Consider the following 26,894-nt stretch of genomic DNA (forward strand, 5'->3'; position numbering starts at 1 on the left):
TCAGATGAAAGTTACCCTGATTGCACCAATCGCGATGGACCAGGGTCTGCGCTTCGCTATCCGTGAAGGTGGCCGTACAGTAGGTGCTGGTGTTGTTGCTAAAGTTATCGCATAATTTTTTGATGTGATTACACTAAAAGGGCATCAACCGATGCCCTTTTTGTACGTTGTCTTAATAAGAACCTATCTCATCAATAGTTGTTTTTAATTATTGGTGAGATAGGCTCTGATGCAACGAATTGGCTATATCGCTCTCAGATATACAATGTCATACTGAATTATGGCGCCAAGTCAGATACAATCACTCAAATTTTTTGGTTCGGTCTGATTTGTTTTGCTCTTGCGAGGCAAGCTGGCTATCTATTTAAATCATAGTTACAGGTTGGTTTATGAGTACGAATAGCGATGCTCAAGAAAGCAGGCGTAGTCTTGAAGTAATGAAATGGCTATTAGTGGCAGCCTTATTAACGGTTGCTATCGTTGGAAACTACCTTTATCGGGAGTATAGCCTTCCTCTACGCGCGATGGCGGTTGTTGTTATTGTTGCTCTTGCGGGAGCGGCTGCGCTCTGGACTGCAAAAGGTAAAACCACACTGGCTTTCGCTCGTGAAGCCCGCATTGAAATGCGCAAAGTCATTTGGCCGACTCGCCAGGAAGCGCTGCACACGACTTTGATTGTTGCGGCCGTGACTGCATTGATGTCTTTGATCCTCTGGGGTCTTGACGGTATCCTGGTGCGTTTAGTTTCATTTATTACAGGCCTGAGGTTCTAAGATGTCAGATTCCCCAAAAAAACGTTGGTATGTTATACAGGCATTTTCCGGGTTTGAAGGTCGTGTTGCACAATCTTTACGTGAACATATCAAACTACATGATATGGAAGATTCTTTTGGCGAAGTGATGGTGCCAACAGAGGAAGTTGTTGAGATTCGTAGTGGCCAGCGTCGCAAAAGTGAACGTAAATTCTTCCCTGGGTATGTGCTGGTACAAATGATCATGAACGATGCAACATGGCATCTCGTTCGCAGCGTACCACGCGTCATGGGTTTTATCGGTGGTACATCTGACCGTCCGGCACCAATCAGTGATAAAGAAGTTGATTCGATTATGAATCGTCTTCAGCAGGTTGGTGATAAACCACGGCCAAAAACATTATTCGAACCAGGCGAAATGGTTCGTGTCAGCGATGGTCCATTCGCAGACTTCAATGGTGTTGTGGAAGAAGTCGATTACGAGAAGAGCCGCCTGAAAGTTTCAGTTTCTATCTTTGGTCGTGCGACACCGGTTGAGCTGGATTTCAGCCAGGTAGAGAAGGCGTAATTTTCGAGCGTATCTTTTGCTGGCTTGCAATAGGTGAGAAATTAACATACAATTTCGCGCCTTTTGTTTTTTAGTAGTCTGGCTTGGATAAGGCGGGGCTGAAATTACAGGGGAGCCTTTTAAATCAAAGGCGATACCACCCACATAGAGGAAAATTATCAATGGCTAAGAAAGTACAGGCCTATGTCAAGTTGCAGGTTGCAGCTGGTATGGCTAACCCAAGCCCTCCAGTAGGTCCTGCTCTGGGTCAGCAGGGTGTTAACATCATGGAATTCTGTAAGGCGTTCAATGCTAAAACTGATAGCATTGAAAAAGGTCTGCCAATTCCTGTTGTGATCACTGTTTATTCTGATCGCTCCTTCACTTTCGTTACTAAAACCCCTCCAGCGGCTGTTCTGTTGAAGAAAGCTGCGGGCATTAAATCGGGTTCCGGCAAACCGAACAAAGACAAAGTTGGTAAAGTGACCAGCGCGCAGGTTCGTGAAATTGCTGAAACTAAAGCTGCGGATATGACCGGTGCTAGCGTTGACGCAATGATGCGTTCAATTGAAGGTACTGCTCGTTCCATGGGCCTGGTAGTGGAGGGTTAATCGATGGCTAAACTGACCAAGCGCATGCGCACAATCCGCGAAAAAGTGGATGCAACTAAGCAGTATGACATTAACGAAGCCGTTGTTCTGCTGAAAGAGCTGGCTACCGCTAAATTCGTAGAAAGCGTTGACGTTGCTGTTAATCTCGGCATCGACGCTCGTAAGTCTGACCAGAACGTGCGTGGTGCAACGGTACTGCCTCATGGTACTGGCCGTTCCGTTCGCGTAGCTGTATTTACCCAAGGCGCAAATGCAGAAGCTGCTAAAGCAGCGGGCGCTGAACTGGTAGGTATGGAAGATCTGGCTGAACTAGTTAAAAAAGGCGAAATGGACTTTGACGTTGTTATTGCTTCTCCAGATGCAATGCGCGTTGTTGGCCAATTAGGTCAAATCCTGGGTCCTCGTGGTTTGATGCCAAACCCTAAAGTGGGTACTGTAACTCCTAACGTTGCTGAAGCTGTTCAGAATGCTAAAGCGGGTCAGGTTCGTTACCGTAACGATAAAAACGGCATTATCCACACCACCATTGGTAAAGTTGACTTCGACGCTGACAAATTGAAAGAAAACCTGGAAGCTCTGCTGGTTGCGCTGAAAAAAGGCAAACCATCTTCTGCCAAGGGTATTTATATTAAGAAAGTTAGCCTGTCCACTACGATGGGCGCAGGTGTTGCGATTGACCAGTCTGGTCTGAATGCTTCGGCCTAATTTTAGCTGAATGTGATTGTGATTATCGCTTTACCTTGGCGTCAGATTTGTCTAGAATTTGGCGCCTTATGTTTGGCTAGTAAGTTTTTTATTAGCTAAATAAAAAATTTTCGGTTGGAGCTTGGCCTAATCCAAGCCCCGTCCAAGACCGCAGGTGTAAGTAATTACTTAATATTCCTGCGTAGACGGTGACAGAGCCAAATGAAATTCATTTCTGGATTCTGCTCACCGTGTTTTAGAGCTCAGGCCCCTTTATGGTGTTATGAGCGATGTGAGTTCCGGGTTCTTCCCGGTTAATCCAGGAGCAAGAAGCTAATGGCACTAAATCTTCAAGACAAACAAGCGATTGTTGCTGAAGTCAGCGAAGTTGCCAAAGGCGCGCTGTCTGCGGTTGTTGCGGATTCCCGTGGCGTTACTGTAGGTAAAATGACTGAACTGCGTAAAGCAGGTCGCGAAGCTGGCGTTTACATTCGTGTTGTTCGTAACACGCTGATCCGCCGTGCTGTTGAAGGTACTGCCTATGAGTGCCTGAAAGAAGCGTTTGTTGGTCCAACCTTGATTGCTTTCTCTAACGAACACCCGGGCGCAGCTGCTCGTCTGTTCAAAGAGTTCGCGAAAGCGAATCCAGCATTCGAGATTAAAGCAGCAGCCTTTGAAGGTGAGTTTATTCCTGCGGCCAATATTGACCGTTTGGCAACACTCCCGACTTACGAAGAAGCAATCGCACGCCTGATGTCAACCATGAAAGAAGCCGTTGCAGGCAAACTGGTTCGTACTCTGGCTGCGTTACGCGAGTCACGCGAGCAGAAAGAAGTAGCTTAATTGCCGATTTCCTTCGTTGCTTTTTAACGTATAAATTATTTCTGAATTTTAGGAACACTTGTTATGTCTATCAATAAAGAACAAATTCTGGACGCAGTTGCAACAATGTCCGTTATGGATGTTGTTGAACTGATCACTGCAATGGAAGACAAATTCGGCGTTTCTGCTGCTGCAGCGGTAGCTGTTGCTGCTAGCGGTGCTGCTGAAGCTGTTGAAGAACAAACTGAATTCGACGTTGTTCTGTCTGCTATTGGCGGTAACAAAGTTGCTGTTATCAAAGCAGTACGTGGTGCAACGGGTCTGGGTCTGAAAGAAGCAAAAGATCTGGTTGAGAGCGCTCCAAACGCTACACTGAAAGAAGGCATCAGCAAAGATGACGCTGAAGCACTGAAAAAATCTCTGGAAGAAGCAGGCGCTTCTGTTGAGATTAAGTAAGTTTAGCTTTAAGTTAGCAGCCTGACTTGAAAGGCTGACGGCTGGTGATTAAAAAATCACCAGCCTTTTTGCGCTGTAGGGCATTAGCAGCATTTCCACTGTTTGGCTGTTAATTAACCTCCAAATACTTTTTCCTATTGACGACTTAATATACTGCGTTCTCAGCTACGATCCACTCGGGTAGCTCGGTAGTAATGTAACGCAATGAAATGATTTAAGAGTAATAGTAATGAGTATTACGGAAAATAATTCAATTTTCTGTTCGAAAAAACAGTGTTGTAAAGAGCTGTCCTTTAGGGCGGGCAGAGTGGGTCACTGATCAGCGAGCTGAGGAACCCTATGGTTTACTCCTATACCGAGAAAAAACGTATTCGTAAGGATTTTGGTAAGCGTCCGCAAGTGTTGGACGTACCTTATCTCCTTTCTATCCAACTTGACTCGTTCCAGAAGTTTATCGAGCAAGATCCAGAAGGCCAGAATGGTTTAGAAGCGGCATTCCGTTCTGTATTCCCAATTCAGAGCTACAGTGGCAGTTCGGAGCTGCAATACGTTAGCTACCGTCTTGGTGAGCCAGTATTTGATGTTAAAGAGTGCCAGATTCGTGGTGTAACTTATTCTGCACCTCTGCGCGTTAAGTTGCGTCTGGTTATCTATGAACGTGAAGCACCGGAAGGCACGGTCAAAGATATCAAAGAGCAAGAAGTCTACATGGGTGAAATTCCGCTCATGACTGACAACGGTACTTTTGTTATCAATGGTACTGAGCGGGTGATTGTCTCCCAGTTGCATCGTAGTCCTGGTGTATTCTTTGACAGCGATAAGGGTAAAACTCACTCATCCGGTAAGGTACTGTATAACGCACGTATTATTCCTTACCGTGGTTCTTGGTTAGATTTCGAATTCGATCCAAAAGATAATCTGTTTGTGCGCATTGACCGCCGCCGTAAATTGCCGGCAACGATTATTCTGCGTGCAATGAATTACAGCACTGAAGAGATCTTGAACCTGTTCTTCAGTAAAACGATTTTCGAAATTCGTGACAACAGACTGCAAATGACGCTGGTACCAGAACGTTTGCGTGGTGAAACCGCTTCTTTTGATATTGAAGCAAACGGCAAGGTTTATGTTGAAAAAGGCCGTCGTATTACCGCACGTCATATCCGCCAGTTAGAAAAAGACGAAGTGAACCGTATTGAGGTTCCTGTTGAATACATTGCGGGTAAAGTTGTTGCAAGAGACTACATTGATGTCAATACAGGTGAAATTATCTGTGCTGCTAACATGGAGCTCTCTTTAGATCTGTTGGCACGTTTGAGCCAGTCTGGTCACAAATCTATCGAAACATTGTTCACCAACGATTTAGATCACGGTGCATATATTTCCGAGACACTTCGTGTTGATCCAACCAATGACCGTTTGAGTGCTTTGGTTGAGATTTATCGTATGATGCGTCCTGGTGAGCCACCAACCCGTGAAGCGGCAGAAAATCTGTTTGAAAATCTGTTCTTCTCAGAAGATCGTTATGATCTTTCTGCGGTTGGTCGTATGAAATTCAACCGCTCATTGAGTCGTGAAGAAGTCGAAGGCTCTGGTATTTTGAGTAAAAATGACATCACTGATGTCATGAAAAAACTCATTGATATCCGTAATGGTAAAGGTGAAGTCGACGATATCGACCACTTAGGTAACCGTCGTATCCGTTCTGTTGGTGAGATGGCGGAAAACCAGTTCCGTGTTGGTCTGGTGCGCGTTGAGCGTGCAGTTAAAGAGCGTCTGTCTCTGGGTGATCTGGATACACTGATGCCTCAGGACATGATCAACGCTAAGCCGATTTCAGCCGCAGTGAAAGAATTCTTTGGTTCCAGCCAGTTGTCTCAGTTTATGGACCAAAACAACCCACTCTCTGAAATCACTCACAAACGCCGTATCTCTGCGTTGGGTCCAGGTGGTTTGACCCGTGAGCGTGCGGGCTTCGAAGTGCGTGACGTACATCCAACGCACTATGGTCGCGTATGTCCAATCGAAACCCCGGAAGGTCCGAACATCGGTCTGATTAACTCATTATCTGTTTATGCGCAGACTAACGAGTATGGTTTCCTTGAAACCCCATATCGTCTGGTTCGTGATGGTGTTGTTACTGATGAAATTCACTATCTGTCTGCGATTGAAGAAGGTAACTTCGTTATCGCACAGGCAAACACCGTATTAGATGACGAAGGCCACTTCGTTGAAGATCTGATCACTTGCCGTAATTATGGTGAATCCAGCTTATTTAACCGTGAGCAGGTTGAATATATGGACGTTTCCACCCAGCAGGTGGTTTCCGTTGGTGCTTCCTTGATCCCATTCTTGGAACACGATGACGCAAACCGCGCATTGATGGGTGCAAACATGCAACGTCAGGCTGTTCCTACTCTGCGTGCTGATAAGCCGTTGGTCGGTACAGGTATGGAACGTGCGGTAGCAGTTGACTCAGGTGTAACTTCTGTTGCTAAACGCGGTGGTGTAGTTCAGTACGTTGATGCATCTCGTATCGTTATCAAAGTAAATGAAGACGAAATGTATCCGGGTGAAGCAGGTATTGATATTTATAACCTGACTAAATATACCCGTTCTAACCAGAACACCTGTATTAACCAGATGCCATGTGTCTCTCTGGGCGAACCGGTGGAACGTGGTGACGTACTGGCTGATGGTCCATCCACTGACTTGGGTGAATTAGCTCTGGGCCAGAACATGCGCGTAGCGTTCATGCCATGGAATGGTTATAACTTCGAGGACTCCATCTTAGTTTCTGAGCGTGTCGTCCAGGAAGATCGCTTTACAACCATTCATATCCAGGAACTGGCTTGCGTATCTCGTGATACCAAATTAGGGCCTGAAGAGATCACGGCTGATATCCCTAACGTAGGTGAGGCCGCACTCTCCAAACTGGATGAATCCGGTATTGTTTATATTGGTGCGGAAGTGACCGGCGGTGACATTCTGGTTGGCAAAGTGACACCTAAAGGTGAAACCCAGCTGACGCCAGAAGAAAAACTGCTGCGTGCTATCTTCGGTGAGAAAGCGTCTGATGTTAAAGATTCTTCTCTGCGCGTACCAAATGGCGTATCCGGTACGGTTATCGACGTACAAGTCTTTACCCGTGATGGCGTAGAGAAAGATAAACGTGCTCTGGAAATCGAAGAGATGCAACTGCGTCAGGCGAAGAAAGACCTGACAGAAGAGTTGCGAATCTTTGAAGCTGGCCTGTTTGCACGTATCCGTTCTGTTTTGATTGCTGGCGGTATTGAAGCTGAGAAACTGGATAAACTGCCTCGTGAGCGTTGGTTAGAGCTGGGTTTGGCTGATGAAGAGAAACAGAATCAGTTGGAACAGTTGGCTGAACAGTATGACGAACTTAAAGCTGAGTTCGAGAAAAAGCTGGATGCTAAACGCCGTAAAATCACTCAGGGTGATGATCTGGCACCGGGTGTGCTGAAAATCGTCAAAGTTTATTTGGCGGTTAAACGTCAAATTCAGCCTGGTGATAAGATGGCGGGCCGCCACGGTAACAAAGGTGTTATCTCCAAGATCAACCCGATCGAAGACATGCCTTACGATGAAAACGGCACACCGGTAGATATCGTACTGAACCCGCTGGGCGTACCGTCACGTATGAACATCGGTCAGATCTTGGAAACGCATCTGGGTATGGCTGCGAAAGGTATTGGCGACAAGATCAATGCGATGCTGAAACAGCAGCAGGAAGTTGCCAAACTGCGTGAATTTATCCAGAAAGCTTATGACCTGGGTGATGAAACCCGTCAGAAAGTTGATCTGAGCACTTTCTCTGATGAAGAAGTGATGCGTTTGGCGGAAAACCTGAAAAAAGGCATGCCAATTGCGACACCAGTGTTTGATGGTGCGAAAGAGAAAGAAATTAAAGAGCTGCTGAAACTGGGTGACTTGCCAACTTCTGGTCAAATTACCCTGTTTGATGGTCGTACCGGTGAGCAATTTGAGCGTCAGGTTACCGTTGGCTACATGTATATGTTGAAGCTGAACCACTTGGTAGATGACAAAATGCACGCTCGTTCAACCGGTTCGTACAGTCTGGTTACTCAGCAACCGTTGGGTGGTAAGGCGCAGTTCGGTGGTCAACGCTTCGGTGAGATGGAAGTGTGGGCATTGGAAGCATATGGTGCCGCGTACACCTTGCAGGAAATGCTCACCGTCAAGTCCGACGATGTTAACGGCCGTACCAAGATGTATAAAAACATCGTGGATGGCAACCACCAGATGGAGCCAGGTATGCCGGAATCCTTCAACGTATTGTTGAAAGAGATCCGCTCTCTGGGTATTAACATCGAGCTGGAAGACGAATAAATCGTATTCCCGCTGGTACTGTCCTGAATGGATATGACGGGCAGTTTACCAGCCAGTGGTTGCACTGGTCATAGGGGGGAGCGGCATGGGCTGCTCTCCTGACAGGTCTAACTCCGACAGGAGCCATTTCGTGAAAGACTTATTGAAGTTTCTGAAAGCGCAAACTAAGACCGAAGAGTTTGATGCGATCAAAATTGCTCTGGCCTCGCCAGATATGATCCGTTCGTGGTCATTTGGTGAAGTGAAAAAGCCGGAAACAATTAACTACCGTACGTTCAAACCTGAGCGTGACGGCCTTTTCTGCGCCCGTATTTTCGGGCCAGTAAAGGACTATGAGTGCTTGTGTGGTAAATATAAGCGCTTGAAACACCGAGGTGTAATTTGTGAGAAGTGTGGTGTAGAAGTTACCCAAACTAAAGTTCGTCGTGAGCGTATGGGTCACATCGAACTGGCTTCTCCAACTGCACACATTTGGTTCCTGAAATCATTGCCATCTCGCATCGGTTTGTTGCTGGATATGCCCCTGCGTGATATTGAGCGTGTACTGTACTTCGAATCCTATGTGGTTGTCGAAGGCGGTATGACCAGCTTAGAACGCAGTCAGATCCTGACAGAAGAGCAATACTTGGATGCGCTGGAAGAATTTGGTGATGAATTCGATGCGAAGATGGGTGCGGAAGCTATCCAGTCTTTGCTGAAAAATCTCGATCTGGAAAATGAGTGTGAAACGCTGCGTGAAGAGTTAAACGAAACTAACTCTGAAACTAAACGTAAAAAGCTGACCAAACGTATTAAACTGTTGGAAGCCTTTATTCAGTCTGGTAACAAACCAGAATGGATGGTTCTGACGGTTCTGCCAGTTCTGCCACCGGATTTACGTCCATTGGTTCCACTGGATGGCGGTCGTTTTGCCACTTCGGATCTGAACGATCTCTATCGTCGTGTTATTAACCGTAACAACCGCTTGAAGCGCCTGCTGGATCTGGCTGCGCCAGATATCATCGTTCGTAACGAAAAACGTATGTTGCAGGAAGCGGTCGATGCTTTGCTGGATAACGGTCGTCGCGGTCGTGCAATTACCGGTTCTAACAAACGCCCACTAAAATCCCTGGCTGATATGATCAAGGGTAAACAAGGTCGTTTCCGTCAGAACTTGTTGGGTAAACGTGTTGACTATTCCGGTCGTTCTGTAATCACTGTAGGTCCTTACCTGCGTCTGCATCAGTGTGGTCTGCCTAAAAAGATGGCACTGGAGCTGTTTAAGCCATTCATCTACGGCAAGCTGGAACTGCGTGGTTTAGCGACTACCATCAAAGCAGCCAAGAAGATGGTTGAGCGTGAAGAGGCGGTGGTATGGGATATCCTGGATGAAGTCATTCGTGAACATCCGGTTCTGCTGAACCGTGCACCGACACTTCACCGTTTGGGTATTCAGGCATTCGAACCGGTTCTGATTGAAGGTAAAGCGATTCAGTTGCACCCACTGGTGTGTGCGGCATATAACGCCGACTTCGACGGTGACCAAATGGCTGTTCACGTACCGCTGACACTGGAAGCCCAGTTAGAAGCGCGTGCGCTGATGATGTCTACCAACAACATCCTGTCTCCAGCGAGTGGTGAGCCAATCATCGTTCCATCTCAGGACGTTGTTCTGGGTCTGTATTACATGACCCGTGACTGTGTTAACGCGAAAGGCGAAGGCATGGTATTGACCGGGCCTAAAGAAGCAGAACGCGTATATCGCGCAGGACTGGCTTCTCTGCATGCTCGCGTTAAAGTGCGTATCACCGAAGAAGTGAAAGATGGCGAAGGCAATATCACAACTAACACCGGTTTGGTTGATACGACTATTGGTCGTGCCATTCTGTGGATGATTGTACCAAGAGGTCTGCCTTACTCGCTGGTTAACCAACCATTGGGTAAAAAAGCTATCTCTAGGATGCTGAACACCTGTTACCGTGTGATGGGCTTGAAGCCAACGGTTATTTTCGCTGACCAGATCATGTATACCGGTTTTGCCTACGCTGCACGTTCAGGTGCATCTGTTGGTATCGATGACATGGTTATCCCAGAGAAAAAAGCCGGGATCATTGCCGAAGCAGAAGCAGAAGTTGCTGAAATTCAGGAACAGTTCCAGTCTGGTCTGGTCACAGCCGGTGAACGTTATAACAAAGTTATCGATATCTGGGCTGCGGCAAACGAGCGTGTTGCTAAAGCAATGATGGAAAACTTGTCGACTGAAACAGTCACTAATCGTGATGGTGAAGAAGAGCAACAAGTTTCCTTCAACAGCATCTTTATGATGGCTGACTCCGGTGCGCGTGGTTCTGCTGCTCAGATCCGTCAGTTGGCGGGTATGCGTGGCTTGATGGCTAAGCCAGATGGTTCCATCATCGAAACCCCAATTACGGCGAACTTCCGTGAAGGTTTGAACGTACTCCAGTACTTCATCTCAACTCACGGTGCTCGTAAAGGTTTGGCGGATACCGCACTGAAAACGGCGAACTCCGGTTACCTGACTCGTCGTCTGGTTGACGTGGCGCAAGACTTGGTTGTTACAGAAGATGACTGTGGTACGCACGACGGTATTCTGATGACGCCGGTTATTGAAGGTGGTGATGTTAAAGAACCACTGCGTGAGCGTGTATTGGGTCGTGTGACGGCGGAAGATGTTCTGAAACCAGGTACTGCTGACATTCTGGTGCCGCGTAATACATTGCTGAACGAGAAATGGTGTGATCTGTTAGAAGAGAGCTCCGTTGACAGCATTAAAGTACGTTCTGTTGTAAGTTGCGAAACTGACTTCGGTGTTTGTGCTAACTGCTATGGTCGTGACCTTGCTCGCGGACACATTATCAATAAAGGTGAGGCGGTTGGTGTTATTGCGGCTCAATCCATCGGTGAGCCGGGTACACAGCTGACGATGCGTACGTTCCACATCGGTGGTGCGGCATCTCGTGCAGCGGCAGAATCCAGTATTCAGGTACGTAACAAAGGTAGCTTGAAGCTGTTTAACGCTAAATCCGTGACAAACTCCTCAGGCAAGCTGGTGATTACTTCTCGTAACACTGAATTGTGTCTGATCGACGAATTTGGCCGTACTAAAGAAAGCTATAAAGTGCCTTACGGTGCAGTACTGGGTAAAGGTGATGGCGAAACCGTTAACGGCGGTGAAACCGTTGCTAACTGGGACCCACATACCATGCCAGTTGTCAGTGAAGTCTCTGGTATCATTCGTTTCGCTGACATGATAGATGGTCAGACCATTACCCGTCAGACTGACGAATTAACAGGTCTATCTTCATTGGTTGTTCTGGATAGTGCAGAGCGTACCGGTAGTGGTAAAGATCTGCGTCCGGCACTGAAAATTGTTGATGCCAAAGGTGACGATGTATTGATTCCAGGTACTGATATGCCTGCTCAATATTTCCTGCCGGGCAAAGCGATTGTTCAGTTAGACGATGGCGTAAGCATCTCTGCGGGTGATACCTTAGCGCGTATTCCTCAGGAATCCGGCGGTACGAAAGATATTACCGGTGGTCTGCCACGTGTTGCTGACTTGTTCGAAGCACGTCGTCCGAAAGAGCCTGCTATCTTGGCTGAAGTCAGCGGTATTGTCTCCTTTGGTAAAGAAACTAAGGGTAAACGTCGTTTGGTTATCTCCCCATTAGATGGTGGTGATGCTTACGAAGAGATGATCCCTAAATGGCGTCAGCTCAACGTGTTCGAAGGTGAAGTGGTTGAACGTGGTGACGTCATCTCTGATGGTCCAGAGTCTCCACACGACATCTTGCGCCTGCGTGGTGTTCATGCGGTTACCCGTTACATCACCAACGAAGTTCAGGAAGTTTACCGCCTGCAAGGGGTTAAGATTAACGATAAACACATTGAGGTTATCGTTCGTCAGATGCTGCGTAAAGCGACCATTGAAAGTGCAGGTAGTTCCGAGTTCTTGGAAGGCGAACAGGTTGAATATGCCCGCGTTAAAGTGGCAAACCGTAAGCTGGAACAAGAAGGTAAAGTGCCTGCAATTTATGGCCGTGACCTATTGGGTATCACCAAAGCGTCTCTGGCGACTGAATCCTTCATCTCTGCGGCATCGTTCCAGGAAACGACCCGCGTACTGACTGAGGCTGCGGTTGCGGGTAAACGTGATGAACTGCGTGGCTTGAAAGAAAACGTCATCGTCGGTCGTCTGATCCCGGCTGGTACCGGTTATGCTTACCATCAGGATCGCATACGTCGTCGCCAGTTGAATGAGCCTGCTGAGGCACCACCAGTGAGTGTCGATGAGGCTACTGCGAACTTGGCAGAACTGTTGAATGCCGGTTTTGGTGGCGATAAGAAGTAATTCTTAGAACACGCTAGCTAATTAAATGCCCTCCCCAAAGGAGGGCATTTCAACTTTTTGATAACGTGCCAATTTTTTACTTGGCGCTCTGTTTTAATCGAGTTCCGTTTACCAAATGGAGCTTGTCACCACGTTAAGAATCCCCCCTCAAGTTTTTCTTTCCTAAAAGTGTTCACTTGCAGACCTTGTTCCTCACAATCATCTGATGCGTAAAAAAGTTGATGCGGACATTGATCTTGAATATATCCGCGAGGGTTACCGAAGCGTTTGTGGTTAAACGGAAAATCTGTAATGGGTACCGTCGGGTAACTCGATATCGAGACGCAGCTTGCTACCCGTTGCCTCAACGTAACGTTTGAGGGAAGACAGTTTCAAGTCGCGGCCAAGCTTCTCCATGTCAGAAACCGTGGGTTGCTTGATGCCAAGAGCCAGAGCTATTTCTCCTTGAGTTTTTTGTACCCGCTCACGAAGATCTGCCAGATGGATGTTTAGCAACATCTCCGTTGCCGCAGCTTGTGCATTGGCAACAACTTCGGGCTTTTCATTTGCTAATATTTGATCAAGAGTTCTTGCCATAGTGTTTATACCCGTCATCTTTCAAGCTGCCTCTTTGTTGGCTGCACTCACTCACCCCGGTCACATAGTTATCTATGCTCCCGGGGATTCGTTCCCTTGCCGTCGCGATGCAACTTGAAATCCATAGGGTATACTCCTTTTTTAGCTTTTCCAGATGTGCCGTGAACTCACGGTCAGCAATCGGAATCATCGTTTCATAAAACCGTTTCTCGTTTCCGGTTTTGTTACCGGCGCAAAGCAAAATTCCTCTCCGCTTGGGGTCGAACGCAAAGAATGCTCGGAGCGGGTCGCCTTTGCTTTGGACACGTAATTCTTTCATGTTGCTGTGGCATGAGCCGTTCACAGTATCTGCGTATGGTCTGGGCAACATAGGGCCTCTTTCCCGAAGTGCTATTATTGAAGCCAGCACATTGGCCCTGTCGGTGTCATCCAAAGCATCGAACCATGCATCAAAGGTGTCTGTTGTCTTGATAGTTACATGATTACTTATTGTTCAATATAGGTCAAGTGCTATATAGATGGAAATCTATGGTCAAGAAATTTAGTCAGAAGTGATATTTCATTAAAATGCAATTTTCCTCTTGATGAAAATTTCCTTTTGGGTTAATTTTTTGCATTAGGAGGAAATTAGAGTGTTTATAGTTAAATACCATGATGAGGCCGAACAAGAAATTAAGTCTTTGCCAGCAAAAGTAGGGGTAAAACTTGTAAGGTTGATTGGAAAGCTAGAAAAAGATCCTCGCTCACTACGTGAACCGGACACAAAACATTTGGGAAATGGTCTTTACGAAATTCGAACAATGGGGGGAGATATAGCACGCGGATTATGGGTATATCAGACAGGAAAACAAATATATATGCTACGAGTTTATATAAAGAAAACACAAAAAATCAACCCAAGTGAGATAGCTTTAGCATTTCGTAGATTGGAGGAAATGAAACATGAAGAAATATAAGACACATTCAGAGATTCTGGCAGAAATGATGAAAGACTCTGAATTTAAAGCCGCTTATGAAGCAGAAGAACGTAAAGAAAGATTGCAAGAAACACTTGCAGAGTGGCGTAAGTTTGCTGGACTGACTCGCGCACAAGTCGCGGAAAGAATGGGGGTTACGCCGCCAACGGTGACGAAAATGGAAAATAATGTCACAAAAGCTAGTATAGAAACATTAGTGCGCTATGCGCAAGCCTGTGGTATCCAGAACCCACAAATTACGTTGTAATTCTCTGTGCTATGGGGTTAGGGCATTGCTAAAAAAGTTGATGAAATGAAACGGGAGATAGGGCTTTATCAGATCCGCGAGGCCCGTGATGTTTCACAAACTGAGCTGGCAGCTGTGCTTGGGATCAAACAACCAACTGTTGCTAAAATGGAACAGTCTGATAATGACCTTTAAATATTATGGCGTTGTTTCAGTAAAAGCGGCAGAGCTCGTCGTTCTGCCCACTGAGGCTTGTGTCACCTTAGCTATATCAGGGATATTATTCGGTATGCAGAAATAGCTCATCATATTTAATTCAGGGGGCTGGTCAATATAATTATTTCATTTAAAGTCCCATCACATAGAATTTATGAAAGATTATTCTCTTTAAAGTACCTATTTTTATCCGTATTCTTGCATGATTGATGAAGACTGCAATTTAATTTTTCAGGATAAATAATCGCAGTTTTTTCTCCTGTTAGATCTTTAAATTATGATACAGGTCATAAAATACAATATTTCATGATTCATATACTCGGAAATGAATATAAAATAAAAATGAGAAGCCATGTCACCAATATAAAATGACGGGGAAAAATAATGGGGAATGGAGTAAGCCTGAACTATGAAGATATAACGGAAGAGAATTATATCCTGATAAATAATTTTTATAAGCGTGATATAGGGAGCTTGGATTATTTTATTTGGAAAAATCTGAAAGAAATAAAATATAATCTTTCTAGTGAGATAAAAGCATTTCTTTATAAAAAAAACGATATATTCTTGTCAATCCTTATAACAAGGAAGTGTGAATTCACTCTTAAACACAGACGAGTATTCATTAATATGCTTAGCGATTTTGGAATAGATGAAAGCGTAAAATCACCAACTTTGATAATAGAAAGTGCCAAACAAACACATCGTAATGATGTAGATGCGACGATTTGTTACTCAGATGCAAGAAAGATCAAATGTTATTCAAAGATTTTCGAAAAATACCTATGTAGCAGAGTGAACATTTTTGATTTTACAGAAATAGTTGTAGAAGGATGTACTAAAATCGATGTAGTCTTGAGAGACCTTAACGAAGTAGGTAATTTTAATAAAATCAATTTTTTCGGCAGGGAAGTAAATAACAATTGGATTGCTTACTCAAAGCAGAGTCCTCGCTACAGGGATATTAAGCTGTTAACGGTTGGGAAAGAATTAGCGATATTAGGTTTTGATGATACCACGGTAGAGGTGATAGGTTTATCAAGCACAGCTCCCGGTACAATTATATCTGTGATTGATTCTTGTCTTGCTATTAGGAAAAAATGCAAAATAATCTTACCAAATCCTATTTATTCTGAACTACAAAGCAGACTGAATAAACATAGTATTATAAATAAGTTTAGCATGATGATTGCCTGGCATACCGAAGAAAATTTTAATTTGTGTCATGAAGATATATTTATCAGTAGAATTGACAAACGATAAGAGGAGTTTAAAATGGGATGTATTTTTTGTCACCCAGAATCTTCCTTTGAAAAAGATAAAATACTTTTACAAGGAAAATATTTCTATGCATTCGTACCTAAAGGTCAGATAATTGAAGGCTATATAATAATTGCCACCAATAAGTGTGAGGCTAATTTAGGAGGATGCCGGTGCTTTGCAGAAATATATGATGACGAAGTAATAAAAGAACTGAAACAGTTTAAGAATATAATAAATGATTTTTATCGTGAATATTACAATATAAGTAATCCTCTTTGTTATGAAAATGGACGAGCCGGTGGTTGTATCATCATGGACCCGAATCAAAAGTACTGTTACCATGCACATTTATGTTGTTTCCCTACCGAGATTGATCTTCATAATAAATTAAAGGATCAATTTAAAATGCATACAATAGACTCATTGGATGAACTTGAGATGTTTGGTGAGGCTGGCCCCTATATTTACGTTGAAGATAGTGGTAATAAGTATATTTTTACGATAGGTGAATCAGATTTCATTGAGAGAGGAATGATAAGAACCGTATTGGCAAATAGTTTAAATGTGCCTGAAAGATCCGATTGGAGAGATAATGAAGGAATAAAGGAGATGGATGCGACGGCTAAAAAATTCAAATCATATATTAGTAACCATATGGAGGTTGGGTAATGTTATATGCGGATGTAGCTTCTACTTCATGGCCAAAGTCACAAGAAGTGAAAGACATAATAAATATGTATTTAGACACTCTTGGGGTAACTCCAGGGCGATCTTTGTCGCAACAATCTAAAAAGGTTACGGAACTCGTTGAAGAGTGCCGACACGAATTTATCGAACAAACAAAATTAAATGGCCATGGGACAGTAATTTTTAACTCAGGAGCAACATATTCACTTAACGAATGTTTAAAAGGTACACTTAAGCCGGGTGATAATGTCATTACTACCCATTTAGAACATAATTCAGTCCTTAGGCCGATAAACCATTTAAAAGACATTGGGGTAAGTAGTCAATTTATCGATGTGACAGATGGTGAAATTGATATGTCGCATTTGGCGTTTTTATTAAAGAATAAGAAAACTAAGTTATTAGTGATTCATAGTTGCGCCAATACTATTGGTACATTTTGTAATATAGATGAGATAGGGAAACTGGCACATTTATACGGCACGATGGTTTTAGTTGATGGTTCACAATCTTTTGGTTCACAAACAATTGATTTATCGAAAGGGAATATTGATTACTTTGTTTTTAGCGGACACAAAAGTTTAGGAGGAGTATCAGGTATTGGCGGGTACTTTATTCTTGATGATGGATTTTCTCATAGTGAATTAGTTCAGGGTGGGACAGGTGTATTATCAAGATTGACAACACAGCCAACGGGAATACCATACAAATATGAATCAGGAACACAAAACACTATTGGCATACTTTCATTGCTAGCGTCCATAAGGCGTTTAAAAAAAATTGGAATAGAGAATATTCAGAATCAATTACAAACTTTGCGTGAAACTCTTATTGATGAGTTATCACAATTAAAGCAGGTCAAATTAATTTGTAAACATAGAGTCGGGTTGCCAACAATTCTTTTTACAGTAGAAGGTTATCATCCCGGAGAGGTCTCTTATATACTAGAAAACAAATACAATATTATTACTCGTCCCGGGTTACAATGTGCACCGTTAGCGCATAAAAAATTCGGGACTTATCCTGATGGTGCTGTTCGGGTTAGCCTTGATACGTCGCATACAACGGAAGATATTTTAAAAATAAAATCTGCCTTAGTTAATATCACTGAGGAAAATTATAGAGAAAATACTGATAATTAATGAGAATAATTTAGGGGGATTAGGCGATTTAGTAATAAATTGAGCTGCGAATAAAACATTTATAGTTCATGGTTTTAATTTAAAAAAAAACAATAAATTACCATTAATAAATGGTCTGGCAATCACTAGGGAAATTAATTTGATATTTCTTTAGAAAGAATGAAAATATATCATTAATCACCATTAGTAAATAATGTAATAATACTGTTTAATAAATATATGGTTATATATACCCAATGGATTTCAAGATGCATCGCGGCGGCAAGGGAGTGAATCCCCGGGAGCATAGCAAACTATGTGACCGGGGTGAGCGAGTGCAGCCAACAAAGAAGCAACTTGAAAGATAACGGGTATAATAGCATATGAGAATATAGATGAATATTCCTAACAAGAATGAGCGTTATCTAATTGATTTAATTGATGGTAAGTTGAATTATATCCATATTGATAGAAACGGAGATTTTAACCATACAAACATAGATTGGAAAGAGACTTTAATTTTATCTGGTTCTTTCAATCCACTTCATAAAGGGCATGAAGAATTAAAAGAAATCGCTACAGAGATGACTAAAAGGAAACCCTATTATGAACTGTCAATCAAAAATGCGGTAAAACTTACTATTTCAACCGATGAAATTTTCACGAGGATAAAACAATTTAAGGGGAAAGGTGATATAGTTTTAAGTGACGCTAAAATTTTCACTGAAAAATCGCATATTTACCAGGGGGCAATTTTTGTCATTGGCGCCGATTTATGCCAAGAAATTAATAATCCTATTTATTATGGCGGTGAGGAAGGATTAAAAAAATCTCTTATGACAATTAAGAATAATGATTGTAGATTTCTGGTGGCTGGACGTTTTTTTAATAATAAATATCATACCGTTGATGATTTGATGAATATTAGAAAGGAACATCGACTTTTATTTGAATCTATTCCAGAAGAGCTATTTCGCTTAGATATATCATCAACAAAAATAAGGTTAATGAACAAAAAATAGGAGATGGGACATGAGTAAAGAAGATAATAAAAAACCGCTGGGTAGCAAAATTAATTTAAATTCAACCTATTTAACCAAAGAGATTCAGAGAAGATTAAAGCAAGCTTCATTTATATTTAATCCTAGCCATAGAACTTTAAATTGCCAGTTAAATAATTCACAAATTAAATTATTTTCTGAAATATGTCTGTTCTTGGAGCAGGACGATAACTTAGATATTCTTGCTTCTTGTATACACGATTTATGGTGTGCAAAATATTTAGTCGATAATAAAACTGCTATGCAAGACTCAATAACAAAACTTGAAATTGAATACAACTTACAAGTTAATTTTTTAAAACCTTATCAAGCATTCACTGAAAAAGAAAAGACTTTTGAGAAAAGATTAATAAAGAGTGATCTGAGTATTATATCGGAAGTAATAAAAGATACTTATTTATACGATAATAATATTGTGTCTGATAATTTTAATTATGAAACCTTACTTTCTACAAACGATACTATTTTTTCTGATTTAATGACAATATTAGGCCACAGTGACAGCGTAATAGAAATTGCAGCAAAAAGAATTCATGCTGGCTGGTTTGATATAATGAAAGAATTTTATGCCCATGATGAAAGAGTTCAATCCCAAGAAAAGCCAAATATTAACAACTCAGATTTTATAAAAAACAGGGATGGGATACGCATTGATCTCGCTGCTATTTATATTGTACTGATGGAAATAAAATATAATAACTTTTACATGGAGATTTAAAATGATACATCTATTTCTATCACCTCATTTAGACGATGCCGCTTTAAGCGCTGGCGGTTTAATACATAAATTAGTTTCAGAAAATCAAAAGGTGGTTGTTTTAACATTTTTTACTGAATATGATAAAAATCTTACATCTCATTATTCACATTCTGCACATGATGATAATATGTATTCATTTATAAAACTTTATGCAAAGCGAGCCAATGAAGATATCGCTTTTTGCAATAAATTATCAGCGATTCCAATACATGGTAAAATTTTAGATTGCATTTACAGGACCGATCAATACGGTGAACTTATGTATAAAAATTCTACTATGATTTATAGTGGTCAGATACATAAATCAGATGATGCATCCGATATGGCTCAAGATCTTATCGACAAAACATTGTTAAATTATCAACCTGATTATATCTATGCCCCTTTGGGAATAGGTCGACATGTAGATCACATCATAATAAATAGTCTTGTACATAATATAAAAGGTTCACGTAAGTTTAAAATATTACTTTATGAAGATTTTCCCTATGTTTTAGGTGAATACCCTGTTATTAACCCCGATAGTTTGGAAAAAGCTTTATTAAGAAATAACAAATTTGATAAACATGCCATATTGGTGGATATTGATTTAAAAGAAAAGGTACAAAACATCCTATTTTATGAGACTCAATTAGAACCTCTGTTTGATAATAAAACAAATATTTTAATTTCATTGGAAAAATATCATCGAACTATTAATGAAATAAAAGTGCAAGAACGTTTTTGGTTAATTCAATAAAGGATTTATAATGAAAAAAATATTCATAATATACCATGATCTTTTCTTGAATGGATATGGTGGGGTAGAAACGGTATGTTCGAATTTAATCAATTTGATTGACCGTGCCAACATTGAAATTGATTTCATTTTCATATCTCTAAATGAAACCAATAGAATTGAAAATCGTGATTGGTTATCTGGCGCTCAATATATCTCCTTAACGTCAAGTAATTGCGAATCTTGCCAGGATATTGCATGCGAGCTGTCCTTGATATTAGAAAGATTTCACCCCGAGATTTTAATAAGTTTAGACACAACATCTTGTAATATTGCCCGACTTGCCTGTGAAAAAATTAATTTCCCGGTAAAAACTTACTCTTGGCTGCATACTTACATTAGAAACCCTACCCCACAGAAAATTAAAGATTTATGCTGTGCCGACGAACACCTTGTAATCAGTTCTGGTTTAAGAGATCAAATGTTATCTTTTGGAATAAAAACAGAGAAGCTTCATCTTATTTTCAATCCTATCAAGATGAACTTTTTTATCATTCCTCAACCAAAACACATAGCCAGATTCTTATATGTTGGCAGAATTCTTGCTTATAAGTCAAAAAATATAACTGAACTGTTTTTAGCGCTTTCACAATTACATGGTCATTGGGAGTTACATATAGTAGGTTCTGGTGATGATGAGGTTTATTTAAAAGAATTATCTTCACAACTTAATATAAGTAACAATATTATTTGGCACGGTTGGAAAAATCAGCCTTGGGAATTTGTGATGGATAATATAAAAGAGGTATCAGCTTTTATTTTAACCTCAAAATATGAAGGCTTTGGTATGGTATTAGCGGAAGCAATATCTTATGGTATCTATTGTATAAGTTCAGATTGTCAATGTGGCCCGAGTGATATTATCAATGATTTTAATGGTGAACTTTATAAATCAGGTAGTATTCCTGAGTTGTCTGAAAAATTACAACTCATTATTGACGAATATAAAATAAGAGATCATCAAGCAATAAAAAATTCTATTGCCTTTCTTTACCAAGATAATTTCCTGTTAAGAATCACTAAGGCTTTGCCTGTATTAGCTCAGATCTAATGTACGACAGTTATTAGTTCAAAAACGCGTTGCTATCTATCTCTAGTCAAATCGGAGGATTGGCAGCAGAATATGGCATCGTTTTTCCGCAACGCTCTGCTGCCAGAAGCACTTGAGGATGTAAACAATGGATTAACTGCCATTGCACGCAGGGTTTTGAAACAACTCGATGAAGACTGGCTGATACTGATTCAACAAACAGAGGAAATAGAAGGAACCCTTAAGTCGCATTCATCGCAAACGGCTCAGTGGCAGCAATGCGGTATTTTAATCTGGGGTGCCGAGTAGCCATAAAATACATGTAATCGTTATAACTTGAATGGAACGGAGTTGTCTCCTGAAGAATACAGGCTCTTTTTCACAGTGATTAACAACGCCTTTAGGCTCGTCATCAAATAGGTGGAAAACGCCTCTTGTCCTACACTTCTGTCGTATATAGGTGCGGGTATAAATCGTCTCATCTCGTTGTGAAAGTGACCAGAAGCAACAATAATTTCAATCGAGTCGATTCTGGCTTGAAGCAATTCTTCAAAGTTATCAAGCTGATAATCTGATACTTTTCTTTTAATGAGTTCTATGTCTGGTGTTGTATTTTGCTGACTTAACCATAATAAATCCCACATATCGCGGTATCGAATTTGAGATGTAGTAGCAGGGAATGCTATCAGCTTATCGGCCATGATTTCAGGCAGAGTTTCTACAGACACAAGGACGTCAGCATATCCGTCGGGCAACACCGAATAATTTCTCGTCAATGGACGGGGGGTGTTTGTATACGCAGGAATATTGGCGATTTCTATTTTTATGCGCTGTTTTGGCAGGTCTTTACGTTCAGGCGCAGTAGTGACGGATATTTGCCATTTATCCACTTTTACTTCTGCATACTCCGGTTTGTTTCGTAGTTCATTCGGTTCCTTTACCGTGACCTCAAGCCCATATCGTACACCTAGGTATTTCTCGACACACTCTTTGATTCTACTCAAATCAGCCGAACAGAAACCACGCCCACCAGCAAAATCCAGATCTTCGCTAAATCGGTTAGAGCCGTAGCAGAGCCTTAGCGATGTACCACCCTGAAAGGTAATCTCCTTGAGTAAACCGTCCTTAGAAAGACAAAACAGGATGTCATAATGCAACAGTTCTTTTTCTACAACTGGCCTTAGGTTTGCCAGTCTGTCCTGTTCAATGACTTCATCGACAATGGCGTTAAAGTTAATTTGGCTAGACATAGTTGAGTTCCTCCAGTTTAACTAAATGCATATTCCTCCCCACTCTTTTTTGGTCACGTAGAGCAGTCTCTTTTTTTGCGATACGCAGGGGGCCACGGCTTTCTAACGTTGCCTTCAGAATTTCGCTAGGCTCTCTGCTGGTGTGGGTGATTTCAATGACTCCCCACGGTGTTTTAAACTCTCCAGCTCTGCCAGTAGACATGATTGTCAGGCGGTCGATGGGGATTTGTGAGATGAACCCATATTGAGATAAAGCTGACTCTAAGCTGATGTAATTATATTCGCCTCGTCGGATATTTTTGGCGATAGTCTCTAGGGGATAGCTTCCCATGCTGGCCCGCGTATAGACATAAACCCCTTTGGTAATGCGAAATAACAGTCCGGCTTTGATGAGGCGATCAATAGATTTTTGCAATGTTCGAGAAGTCTCGTCAGCAAAGATAACTTCCAAATCCTGTAAAAGGAAAATGGCTCTTCCCATTTTGCTGAACTCATCTAATTTGTTAATTGCTGTGAGCCTATCCATTTTATTATCTCTACTGTAAAACCCCTTTAAAGGGTGTTTTGTGTATAGATATTCATCATAGCAATTATTTGTATACATAAAAACCCCATTTCTGGGGGATGTGTGTAAAAAGGAGTTAAACCTGATGCCCTCCTCTTCGGAGAGCATTTGTTTACCCTTTGTTTTTGATACTGTTGATAAACGTTTCTCGTGCCGTTGAAGATCCAAGGCGTTCCGCTTCATCCAGCAATTTGAGTGCCTTATCAATATTGCCATTGCTAATTTCTTTTTTAATTGCCTCACTGAAATAATGCTCTGTATCACTCAGGACTGGTTTGACTTTTTGCAGCGTAGACGGCGTTACGATGGCTTGTGTTGGCCCGACAATGATCGGTTCTTGTGCTGGACTTGAGAAAACTTGACCAATCGTGATATTACCTGCGTTTTGTTCCGATTTCACTTTCAGCTTCAACGTACCGGTTTGCGTATGGCGGGCAACGGGATCGGGAATCGCGGGAACGGCATTTCCGACGCCTTGCGCGTAAGCTTTGGCCGGATCAACCATTTGGGTGGATTTCTGCAAATCGGTACGGGTGGTGTAGACCAGTACATAAATTTGTTGTTGCCCCAGTGCTGGTGTTAGCTTTAGTGTGCCTTCCAGCCGATCGGTGGACATAACCCCCGGACGTTCATAGGGAAAATAACTGCTCGGGTAAAATGCGGCGGGGCGTAACCCTTGATCCAGGACTAAAACATTTGGCACGTAAACTTGTTTATCTTGTACTAAGCTGCTCAGGGTAATATCCAAAGAGCCCCGGTTTGCCGGCAGCGCGAATGCGGCTATCGGCCCCTGAATCTCTCCCTCATTAAGATGCTGAGATGCCGCATTGAGGATAATGGTCTGAGTATCACTGGTATTAATCGGTTGCCAGCTCAGTTTTTGCAATGCTGTTGTTGAGAGGGAAGGGGCAACAATATCCTGTGTTTGAGTTGCGGTAATGGGCGTTGCATATCCTATAAGAGGAAATGTGCTACAGAGTACCGCGCTAAGGCAACATGAGAGCAGTTTAGTTTTCATCTTCTTACCCTTGTTCGGTTGAAAAAAAGAGACTGATGCCCACGGTCAAGAGGCATATCAGTCTATACCCGTTATCTTTCAAGTTGCCTCTTTGTTGGCTGCACTCACTCACCCCGGTCACATAGTTTGCTATGCTCCCGGGGATTCACTCCCTTGCCGTCGCGATGCATCTTGAAATCCATAGGGTATAAAAGGCGTTAACCATTACAAATCATTTGATTGATCTGAGATCAAATCGTTGTAACCGGATTACCACCAAGCTTCGAATTGTGCACCAAAGGTAAATTCATCATCGTCGCCACGGCTGAATTTATGCGTTGCGGTATCACGGTAGGCCATTCCATCGATGTAACCGTCTTTTTTGTTCGCATTACCCCATTTTTCATTCCATTTTGCATAGGTGGCGAACAGGCGAATGGCCGGACGGGACCAAATGCTGTCACCTGCCTGCCATTGTTGGGCTAGCGTGATTTTGTATTGATCATTGGTGTCATGAGTACGTTGGGATTTGACGTTATCATAACCAATGTCCAGTAGGGTGCTCATCGTCGATGTCCATTTGTACATTGGACGTACCCCAACCGTATACCATGTGTTGCCATTGTTGTTGTCACGGTCAGTATCCTGATACATCGCTACATACATGAGATCCCATTTTTCTGCGAGATTAATCGCGCCATGATTCAGAATGCGTAACATATAACCGTCATTGTTTACGCTGGCACCTTCGGAATGACCACTGTTGGAGGAGGTCATGGAATCTGTCGCGTACTGTACGACAAATTTGTTGAAGCCTCCTAACATGCTCTGTGTATGCTCGGCGGTAAACATGAAACCATCTTTGGAAGCATGACGGTCAAGCTGGTAGTGGTCTCGTGCATTGGCTCGCCCATAGTCAAAACCAAGTTCCAGACTACCGCCTGGGTTAACCTCCAAGCCGGATAGACGTATATCGTAGACATCATTGGAGGTGGGAATTTCTTTGCGCTGGCCAGCAATCCAGCCATAAGAACCGCCAGATTCAGTGTTACGGGTGACGGCCAGAGCGAGCTTACTAAAGCCGAGATCAATATCTTGCAAGCCTGCGCCCGGACCAGAGATATCCCAATAGTAGAAGTCAATCATATGTACGTCATGGCGCTGGTAGAAGCGTTTACCTGCCCACAGTGTTGAACCCGGTAACCAATCGATGACGTTCTTCGCTTGAACATTCACTTCACGGAACGCAGGGTCGGTCGATTCCCAATCATTTTTTTGCGCCACGGAATAAGCCACGTTGGTATCGAAGTAGAAACTCTTATTACCGTCCTTCCATAGCTCTTGGCCTAGCTTAAGCTCAGCATAGGTTTCACATTCATTACCTAAACGGTATTTGCTCTGTGCGCCGGTGCTTTGGAAACACTGTTGCTCACCGCCGCTGCCAGTCCAACCAATACCAGAACGGGCGTAGCCGTGGAATTCTACGGCTGACGCCGGGATAGACAGTAATCCGGCCATAATGGTTAGTGAGATAGGTAATATACGCATTGATTTCATCAATTATTCTCCTGTCGTTTTTTGATTAGCTCAGGCTTAAACACCGGGTTCTTCATGCAGACGCTGGCATGCTGTTCCGTCTTCCCGGAATAAATGGCAGCGGTGGGGAGGTAATCCGATGGTGAAGGTAGATCCTTCTTCCACCAGTACAACATCAGGCTGGCGATAAACCAGATTCTGATGAATGGCCGGGATTTCAATGTGAACCTGGGTTTCGTTTCCTAACTGCTCGACAACCTGCACTATGCCTTCCAACGTGACATCAGCGATATCACTTGGCAGGAGGTGTTCAGGACGTATCCCCAGAGAGACATTACTGCCTACTTTTACCCCCTTGCTTTCTACGGGCAGCCAAATTTGCTGTCGGTTGGGCAGCGTAATTTGTACCTGATCAATAGCGGTAGCCGAGACTTTAACTGGCAGGAAATTCATTTTGGGTGAGCCAATAAAGCTGGCAACAAAGCGATTAACCGGGTAATGGTAAAGTTCAAGAGGTTTGCCAATCTGGGCAACATCTCCACCATCCAGTACCACGATTCTGTCGGCCAGCGTCATCGCTTCAACCTGATCGTGGGTGACATAAATCATCGTACGTTGCAATCGTTTGTGCAGGCGTGAGATTTCAATGCGCATTTGGACCCGCAGCGCGGCGTCCAGGTTGGAAAGCGGTTCGTCTAACAGAAAAACACTGGGTTCAGCGACCAGAGTACGGCCAATAGCAACGCGTTGACGCTGCCCACCGGATAGGGCTTTAGGGCGGCGATCAAGCAGGTGAGCGAGTTGAAGCATCTCGGCAATTTGCTTTACCCGTTGCTGAATATCACTTTTTTTGGCACCCGCCAGCTTCATGCCGAATGACATATTGTCTGCAGCAGACAGGTGGGGATACAGTGCATAAGACTGAAAAACCATCCCAACACCGCGTTTGGCGGGGGGGACATCGTTCATTCGGATGTTATTGATCAGCAAATCACCGGAAGTCACATCTTCCAGACCTGCAATCATCCTTAATATTGTCGATTTTCCACAACCTGATGGACCGACAAAAACGATAAATTCTCCTTCTTGTATCTCAAGGTTGATGTTCTTGGAAATAATAGTTTCACCATAAGCCTTCGATACATTATGTAATGTGACGCTCGACATGTGTTCCCCCGGACTTATCACCGCAATTCGCGGTGAAAAATAATAAACCAGAGTGTGTTTAAGATAACGGATGAGTAAATCCTCCATGCCCAA

At 42.8% G+C, this 26,894-nt stretch carries 26 protein-coding genes and 1 pseudogene; 20 read left to right on the forward strand and 7 right to left on the reverse strand.

Features of this window, described 5'->3' with window-relative positions:
- The 9 genes from SLS51_RS18765 to rpoC form a co-directional block, all read left to right on the forward strand.
- The coding region (locus tag SLS51_RS18765; RefSeq protein WP_500690691.1) for an EF-Tu C-terminal domain-related protein at positions 1 to 115 on the forward strand (115 nt) is incomplete at its 5' end.
- Positions 116 to 389: 274 nt separating this feature from the next.
- Positions 390 to 773: a preprotein translocase subunit SecE gene (gene secE, locus SLS51_RS18770; RefSeq protein WP_323840139.1), complete on the forward strand. Its 384-nt coding sequence runs from the start codon at positions 390 to 392 to the stop codon at positions 771 to 773.
- Position 774: 1 nt separating this feature from the next.
- Positions 775 to 1,320: a transcription termination/antitermination protein NusG gene (gene nusG, locus SLS51_RS18775; RefSeq protein WP_323840140.1), complete on the forward strand. Its 546-nt coding sequence runs from the start codon at positions 775 to 777 to the stop codon at positions 1,318 to 1,320.
- A gap of 161 nt (positions 1,321 to 1,481) precedes the next feature.
- Positions 1,482 to 1,910, forward strand: a complete 429-nt coding sequence (gene rplK, locus SLS51_RS18780) for a 50S ribosomal protein L11 (RefSeq protein ID WP_065823556.1) — start codon at positions 1,482 to 1,484, stop codon at positions 1,908 to 1,910.
- A gap of 3 nt (positions 1,911 to 1,913) precedes the next feature.
- The gene (gene rplA, locus SLS51_RS18785; protein ID WP_011144822.1) at positions 1,914 to 2,615 is read left to right on the forward strand and encodes a 50S ribosomal protein L1; all 702 of its coding nucleotides are present in this window, start codon (positions 1,914 to 1,916) and stop codon (positions 2,613 to 2,615) included.
- A gap of 315 nt (positions 2,616 to 2,930) precedes the next feature.
- A complete protein-coding gene (rplJ, locus tag SLS51_RS18790; RefSeq protein WP_323840141.1) occupies positions 2,931 to 3,437 on the forward strand; it encodes a 50S ribosomal protein L10 in 507 nt (168 codons plus the stop codon).
- Between the two features lie 63 nt (positions 3,438 to 3,500).
- On the forward strand, positions 3,501 to 3,872 hold the full coding sequence (rplL, locus tag SLS51_RS18795) for a 50S ribosomal protein L7/L12 (RefSeq protein ID WP_112879331.1): 372 nt from the start codon (positions 3,501 to 3,503) through the stop codon (positions 3,870 to 3,872).
- Between the two features lie 339 nt (positions 3,873 to 4,211).
- Positions 4,212 to 8,240 (forward strand): DNA-directed RNA polymerase subunit beta, encoded by a 4,029-nt coding sequence (rpoB, locus tag SLS51_RS18800; protein ID WP_323840142.1) that lies wholly within the window; start codon positions 4,212 to 4,214, stop codon positions 8,238 to 8,240.
- Positions 8,241 to 8,370: 130 nt separating this feature from the next.
- Positions 8,371 to 12,591, forward strand: a complete 4,221-nt coding sequence (rpoC, locus tag SLS51_RS18805; protein ID WP_323840143.1) for a DNA-directed RNA polymerase subunit beta' — start codon at positions 8,371 to 8,373, stop codon at positions 12,589 to 12,591.
- 273 nt (positions 12,592 to 12,864) lie between these two features.
- Here the strand turns inward: rpoC and proR are convergent, their stop codons facing one another.
- Positions 12,865 to 13,167 (reverse strand): transcriptional regulator ProR, encoded by a 303-nt coding sequence (gene proR, locus SLS51_RS18810; RefSeq protein ID WP_323840144.1) that lies wholly within the window; start codon positions 13,165 to 13,167, stop codon positions 12,865 to 12,867.
- A gap of 133 nt (positions 13,168 to 13,300) precedes the next feature.
- A pseudogene (locus SLS51_RS18815) lies at positions 13,301 to 13,657 on the reverse strand (type II toxin-antitoxin system RelE/ParE family toxin); the annotation flags it as partial.
- A 142-nt stretch (positions 13,658 to 13,799) separates the two neighbouring features.
- Between SLS51_RS18815 and SLS51_RS18820 the strand changes: the two are divergent.
- The 11 genes from SLS51_RS18820 (at position 13,800) to SLS51_RS18870 (ending at position 21,595) form a co-directional block, all read left to right on the forward strand.
- Entirely contained in the window at positions 13,800 to 14,123 is a 324-nt protein-coding gene (locus SLS51_RS18820; RefSeq protein ID WP_323840145.1) for a type II toxin-antitoxin system RelE/ParE family toxin, read from the forward strand.
- Complete coding sequence (locus SLS51_RS18825; RefSeq protein WP_173362505.1) at positions 14,110 to 14,391, forward strand: helix-turn-helix domain-containing protein; 282 nt, start codon at positions 14,110 to 14,112, stop codon at positions 14,389 to 14,391. The genes SLS51_RS18820 and SLS51_RS18825 overlap by 14 nt, the downstream gene beginning before the upstream one ends.
- A gap of 45 nt (positions 14,392 to 14,436) precedes the next feature.
- Complete coding sequence (locus SLS51_RS18830) at positions 14,437 to 14,565, forward strand: helix-turn-helix domain-containing protein (protein ID WP_323840146.1); 129 nt, start codon at positions 14,437 to 14,439, stop codon at positions 14,563 to 14,565.
- A 405-nt stretch (positions 14,566 to 14,970) separates the two neighbouring features.
- The gene (locus tag SLS51_RS18835) at positions 14,971 to 15,849 is read left to right on the forward strand and encodes a hypothetical protein (RefSeq protein WP_323840147.1); all 879 of its coding nucleotides are present in this window, start codon (positions 14,971 to 14,973) and stop codon (positions 15,847 to 15,849) included.
- 12 nt (positions 15,850 to 15,861) lie between these two features.
- Positions 15,862 to 16,518 carry an HIT family protein gene (locus SLS51_RS18840; protein WP_323840148.1) on the forward strand — a complete coding sequence of 219 codons (657 nt, stop codon included), beginning with the start codon at positions 15,862 to 15,864 and terminating at the stop codon, positions 16,516 to 16,518.
- Complete coding sequence (locus tag SLS51_RS18845) at positions 16,518 to 17,678, forward strand: aminotransferase class V-fold PLP-dependent enzyme (protein ID WP_323840149.1); 1,161 nt, start codon at positions 16,518 to 16,520, stop codon at positions 17,676 to 17,678. Before SLS51_RS18840 ends, SLS51_RS18845 begins: the two co-directional genes overlap by 1 nt.
- A gap of 374 nt (positions 17,679 to 18,052) precedes the next feature.
- Positions 18,053 to 18,679, forward strand: a complete 627-nt coding sequence (locus tag SLS51_RS18850; protein WP_323840150.1) for a hypothetical protein — start codon at positions 18,053 to 18,055, stop codon at positions 18,677 to 18,679.
- 10 nt (positions 18,680 to 18,689) lie between these two features.
- On the forward strand, positions 18,690 to 19,436 hold the full coding sequence (locus tag SLS51_RS18855; RefSeq protein ID WP_323840151.1) for a hypothetical protein: 747 nt from the start codon (positions 18,690 to 18,692) through the stop codon (positions 19,434 to 19,436).
- A 1-nt stretch (position 19,437) separates the two neighbouring features.
- Positions 19,438 to 20,217, forward strand: a complete 780-nt coding sequence (locus SLS51_RS18860; RefSeq protein ID WP_323840152.1) for a PIG-L family deacetylase — start codon at positions 19,438 to 19,440, stop codon at positions 20,215 to 20,217.
- Positions 20,218 to 20,227: 10 nt separating this feature from the next.
- Positions 20,228 to 21,307, forward strand: coding sequence for a lipopolysaccharide 1,6-galactosyltransferase (waaB, locus tag SLS51_RS18865; protein ID WP_323840153.1), 1,080 nt, complete (start codon positions 20,228 to 20,230; stop codon positions 21,305 to 21,307).
- 72 nt (positions 21,308 to 21,379) lie between these two features.
- The gene (locus SLS51_RS18870; RefSeq protein ID WP_323840154.1) at positions 21,380 to 21,595 is read left to right on the forward strand and encodes a hypothetical protein; all 216 of its coding nucleotides are present in this window, start codon (positions 21,380 to 21,382) and stop codon (positions 21,593 to 21,595) included.
- 20 nt (positions 21,596 to 21,615) lie between these two features.
- Here the strand turns inward: SLS51_RS18870 and SLS51_RS18875 are convergent, their stop codons facing one another.
- The 5 genes from SLS51_RS18875 to malK all read right to left on the reverse strand — a co-directional run bounded on the left by SLS51_RS18875 (position 21,616) and on the right by malK (position 26,801).
- Positions 21,616 to 22,536, reverse strand: a complete 921-nt coding sequence (locus tag SLS51_RS18875; protein ID WP_323840155.1) for a nucleotidyl transferase AbiEii/AbiGii toxin family protein — start codon at positions 22,534 to 22,536, stop codon at positions 21,616 to 21,618.
- A complete protein-coding gene (gene abiEi, locus SLS51_RS18880; RefSeq protein ID WP_323840164.1) occupies positions 22,529 to 23,062 on the reverse strand; it encodes a type IV toxin-antitoxin system AbiEi family antitoxin in 534 nt (177 codons plus the stop codon). Before abiEi ends, SLS51_RS18875 begins: the two co-directional genes overlap by 8 nt.
- 151 nt (positions 23,063 to 23,213) lie before the next feature.
- Positions 23,214 to 24,119: a maltose operon protein MalM gene (gene malM, locus SLS51_RS18885; protein ID WP_323840156.1), complete on the reverse strand. Its 906-nt coding sequence runs from the start codon at positions 24,117 to 24,119 to the stop codon at positions 23,214 to 23,216.
- A gap of 249 nt (positions 24,120 to 24,368) precedes the next feature.
- Positions 24,369 to 25,655, reverse strand: coding sequence for a maltoporin (locus SLS51_RS18890; protein ID WP_323840157.1), 1,287 nt, complete (start codon positions 25,653 to 25,655; stop codon positions 24,369 to 24,371).
- A gap of 36 nt (positions 25,656 to 25,691) precedes the next feature.
- Positions 25,692 to 26,801 (reverse strand): maltose/maltodextrin ABC transporter ATP-binding protein MalK, encoded by a 1,110-nt coding sequence (malK, locus tag SLS51_RS18895; protein ID WP_323840158.1) that lies wholly within the window; start codon positions 26,799 to 26,801, stop codon positions 25,692 to 25,694.
- Between the last annotated feature and the right edge of the window lie 93 nt (positions 26,802 to 26,894).

The organism is Photorhabdus africana (assembly GCF_035181445.1).
GTDB classification, from domain to species: domain Bacteria; phylum Pseudomonadota; class Gammaproteobacteria; order Enterobacterales; family Enterobacteriaceae; genus Photorhabdus; species Photorhabdus laumondii.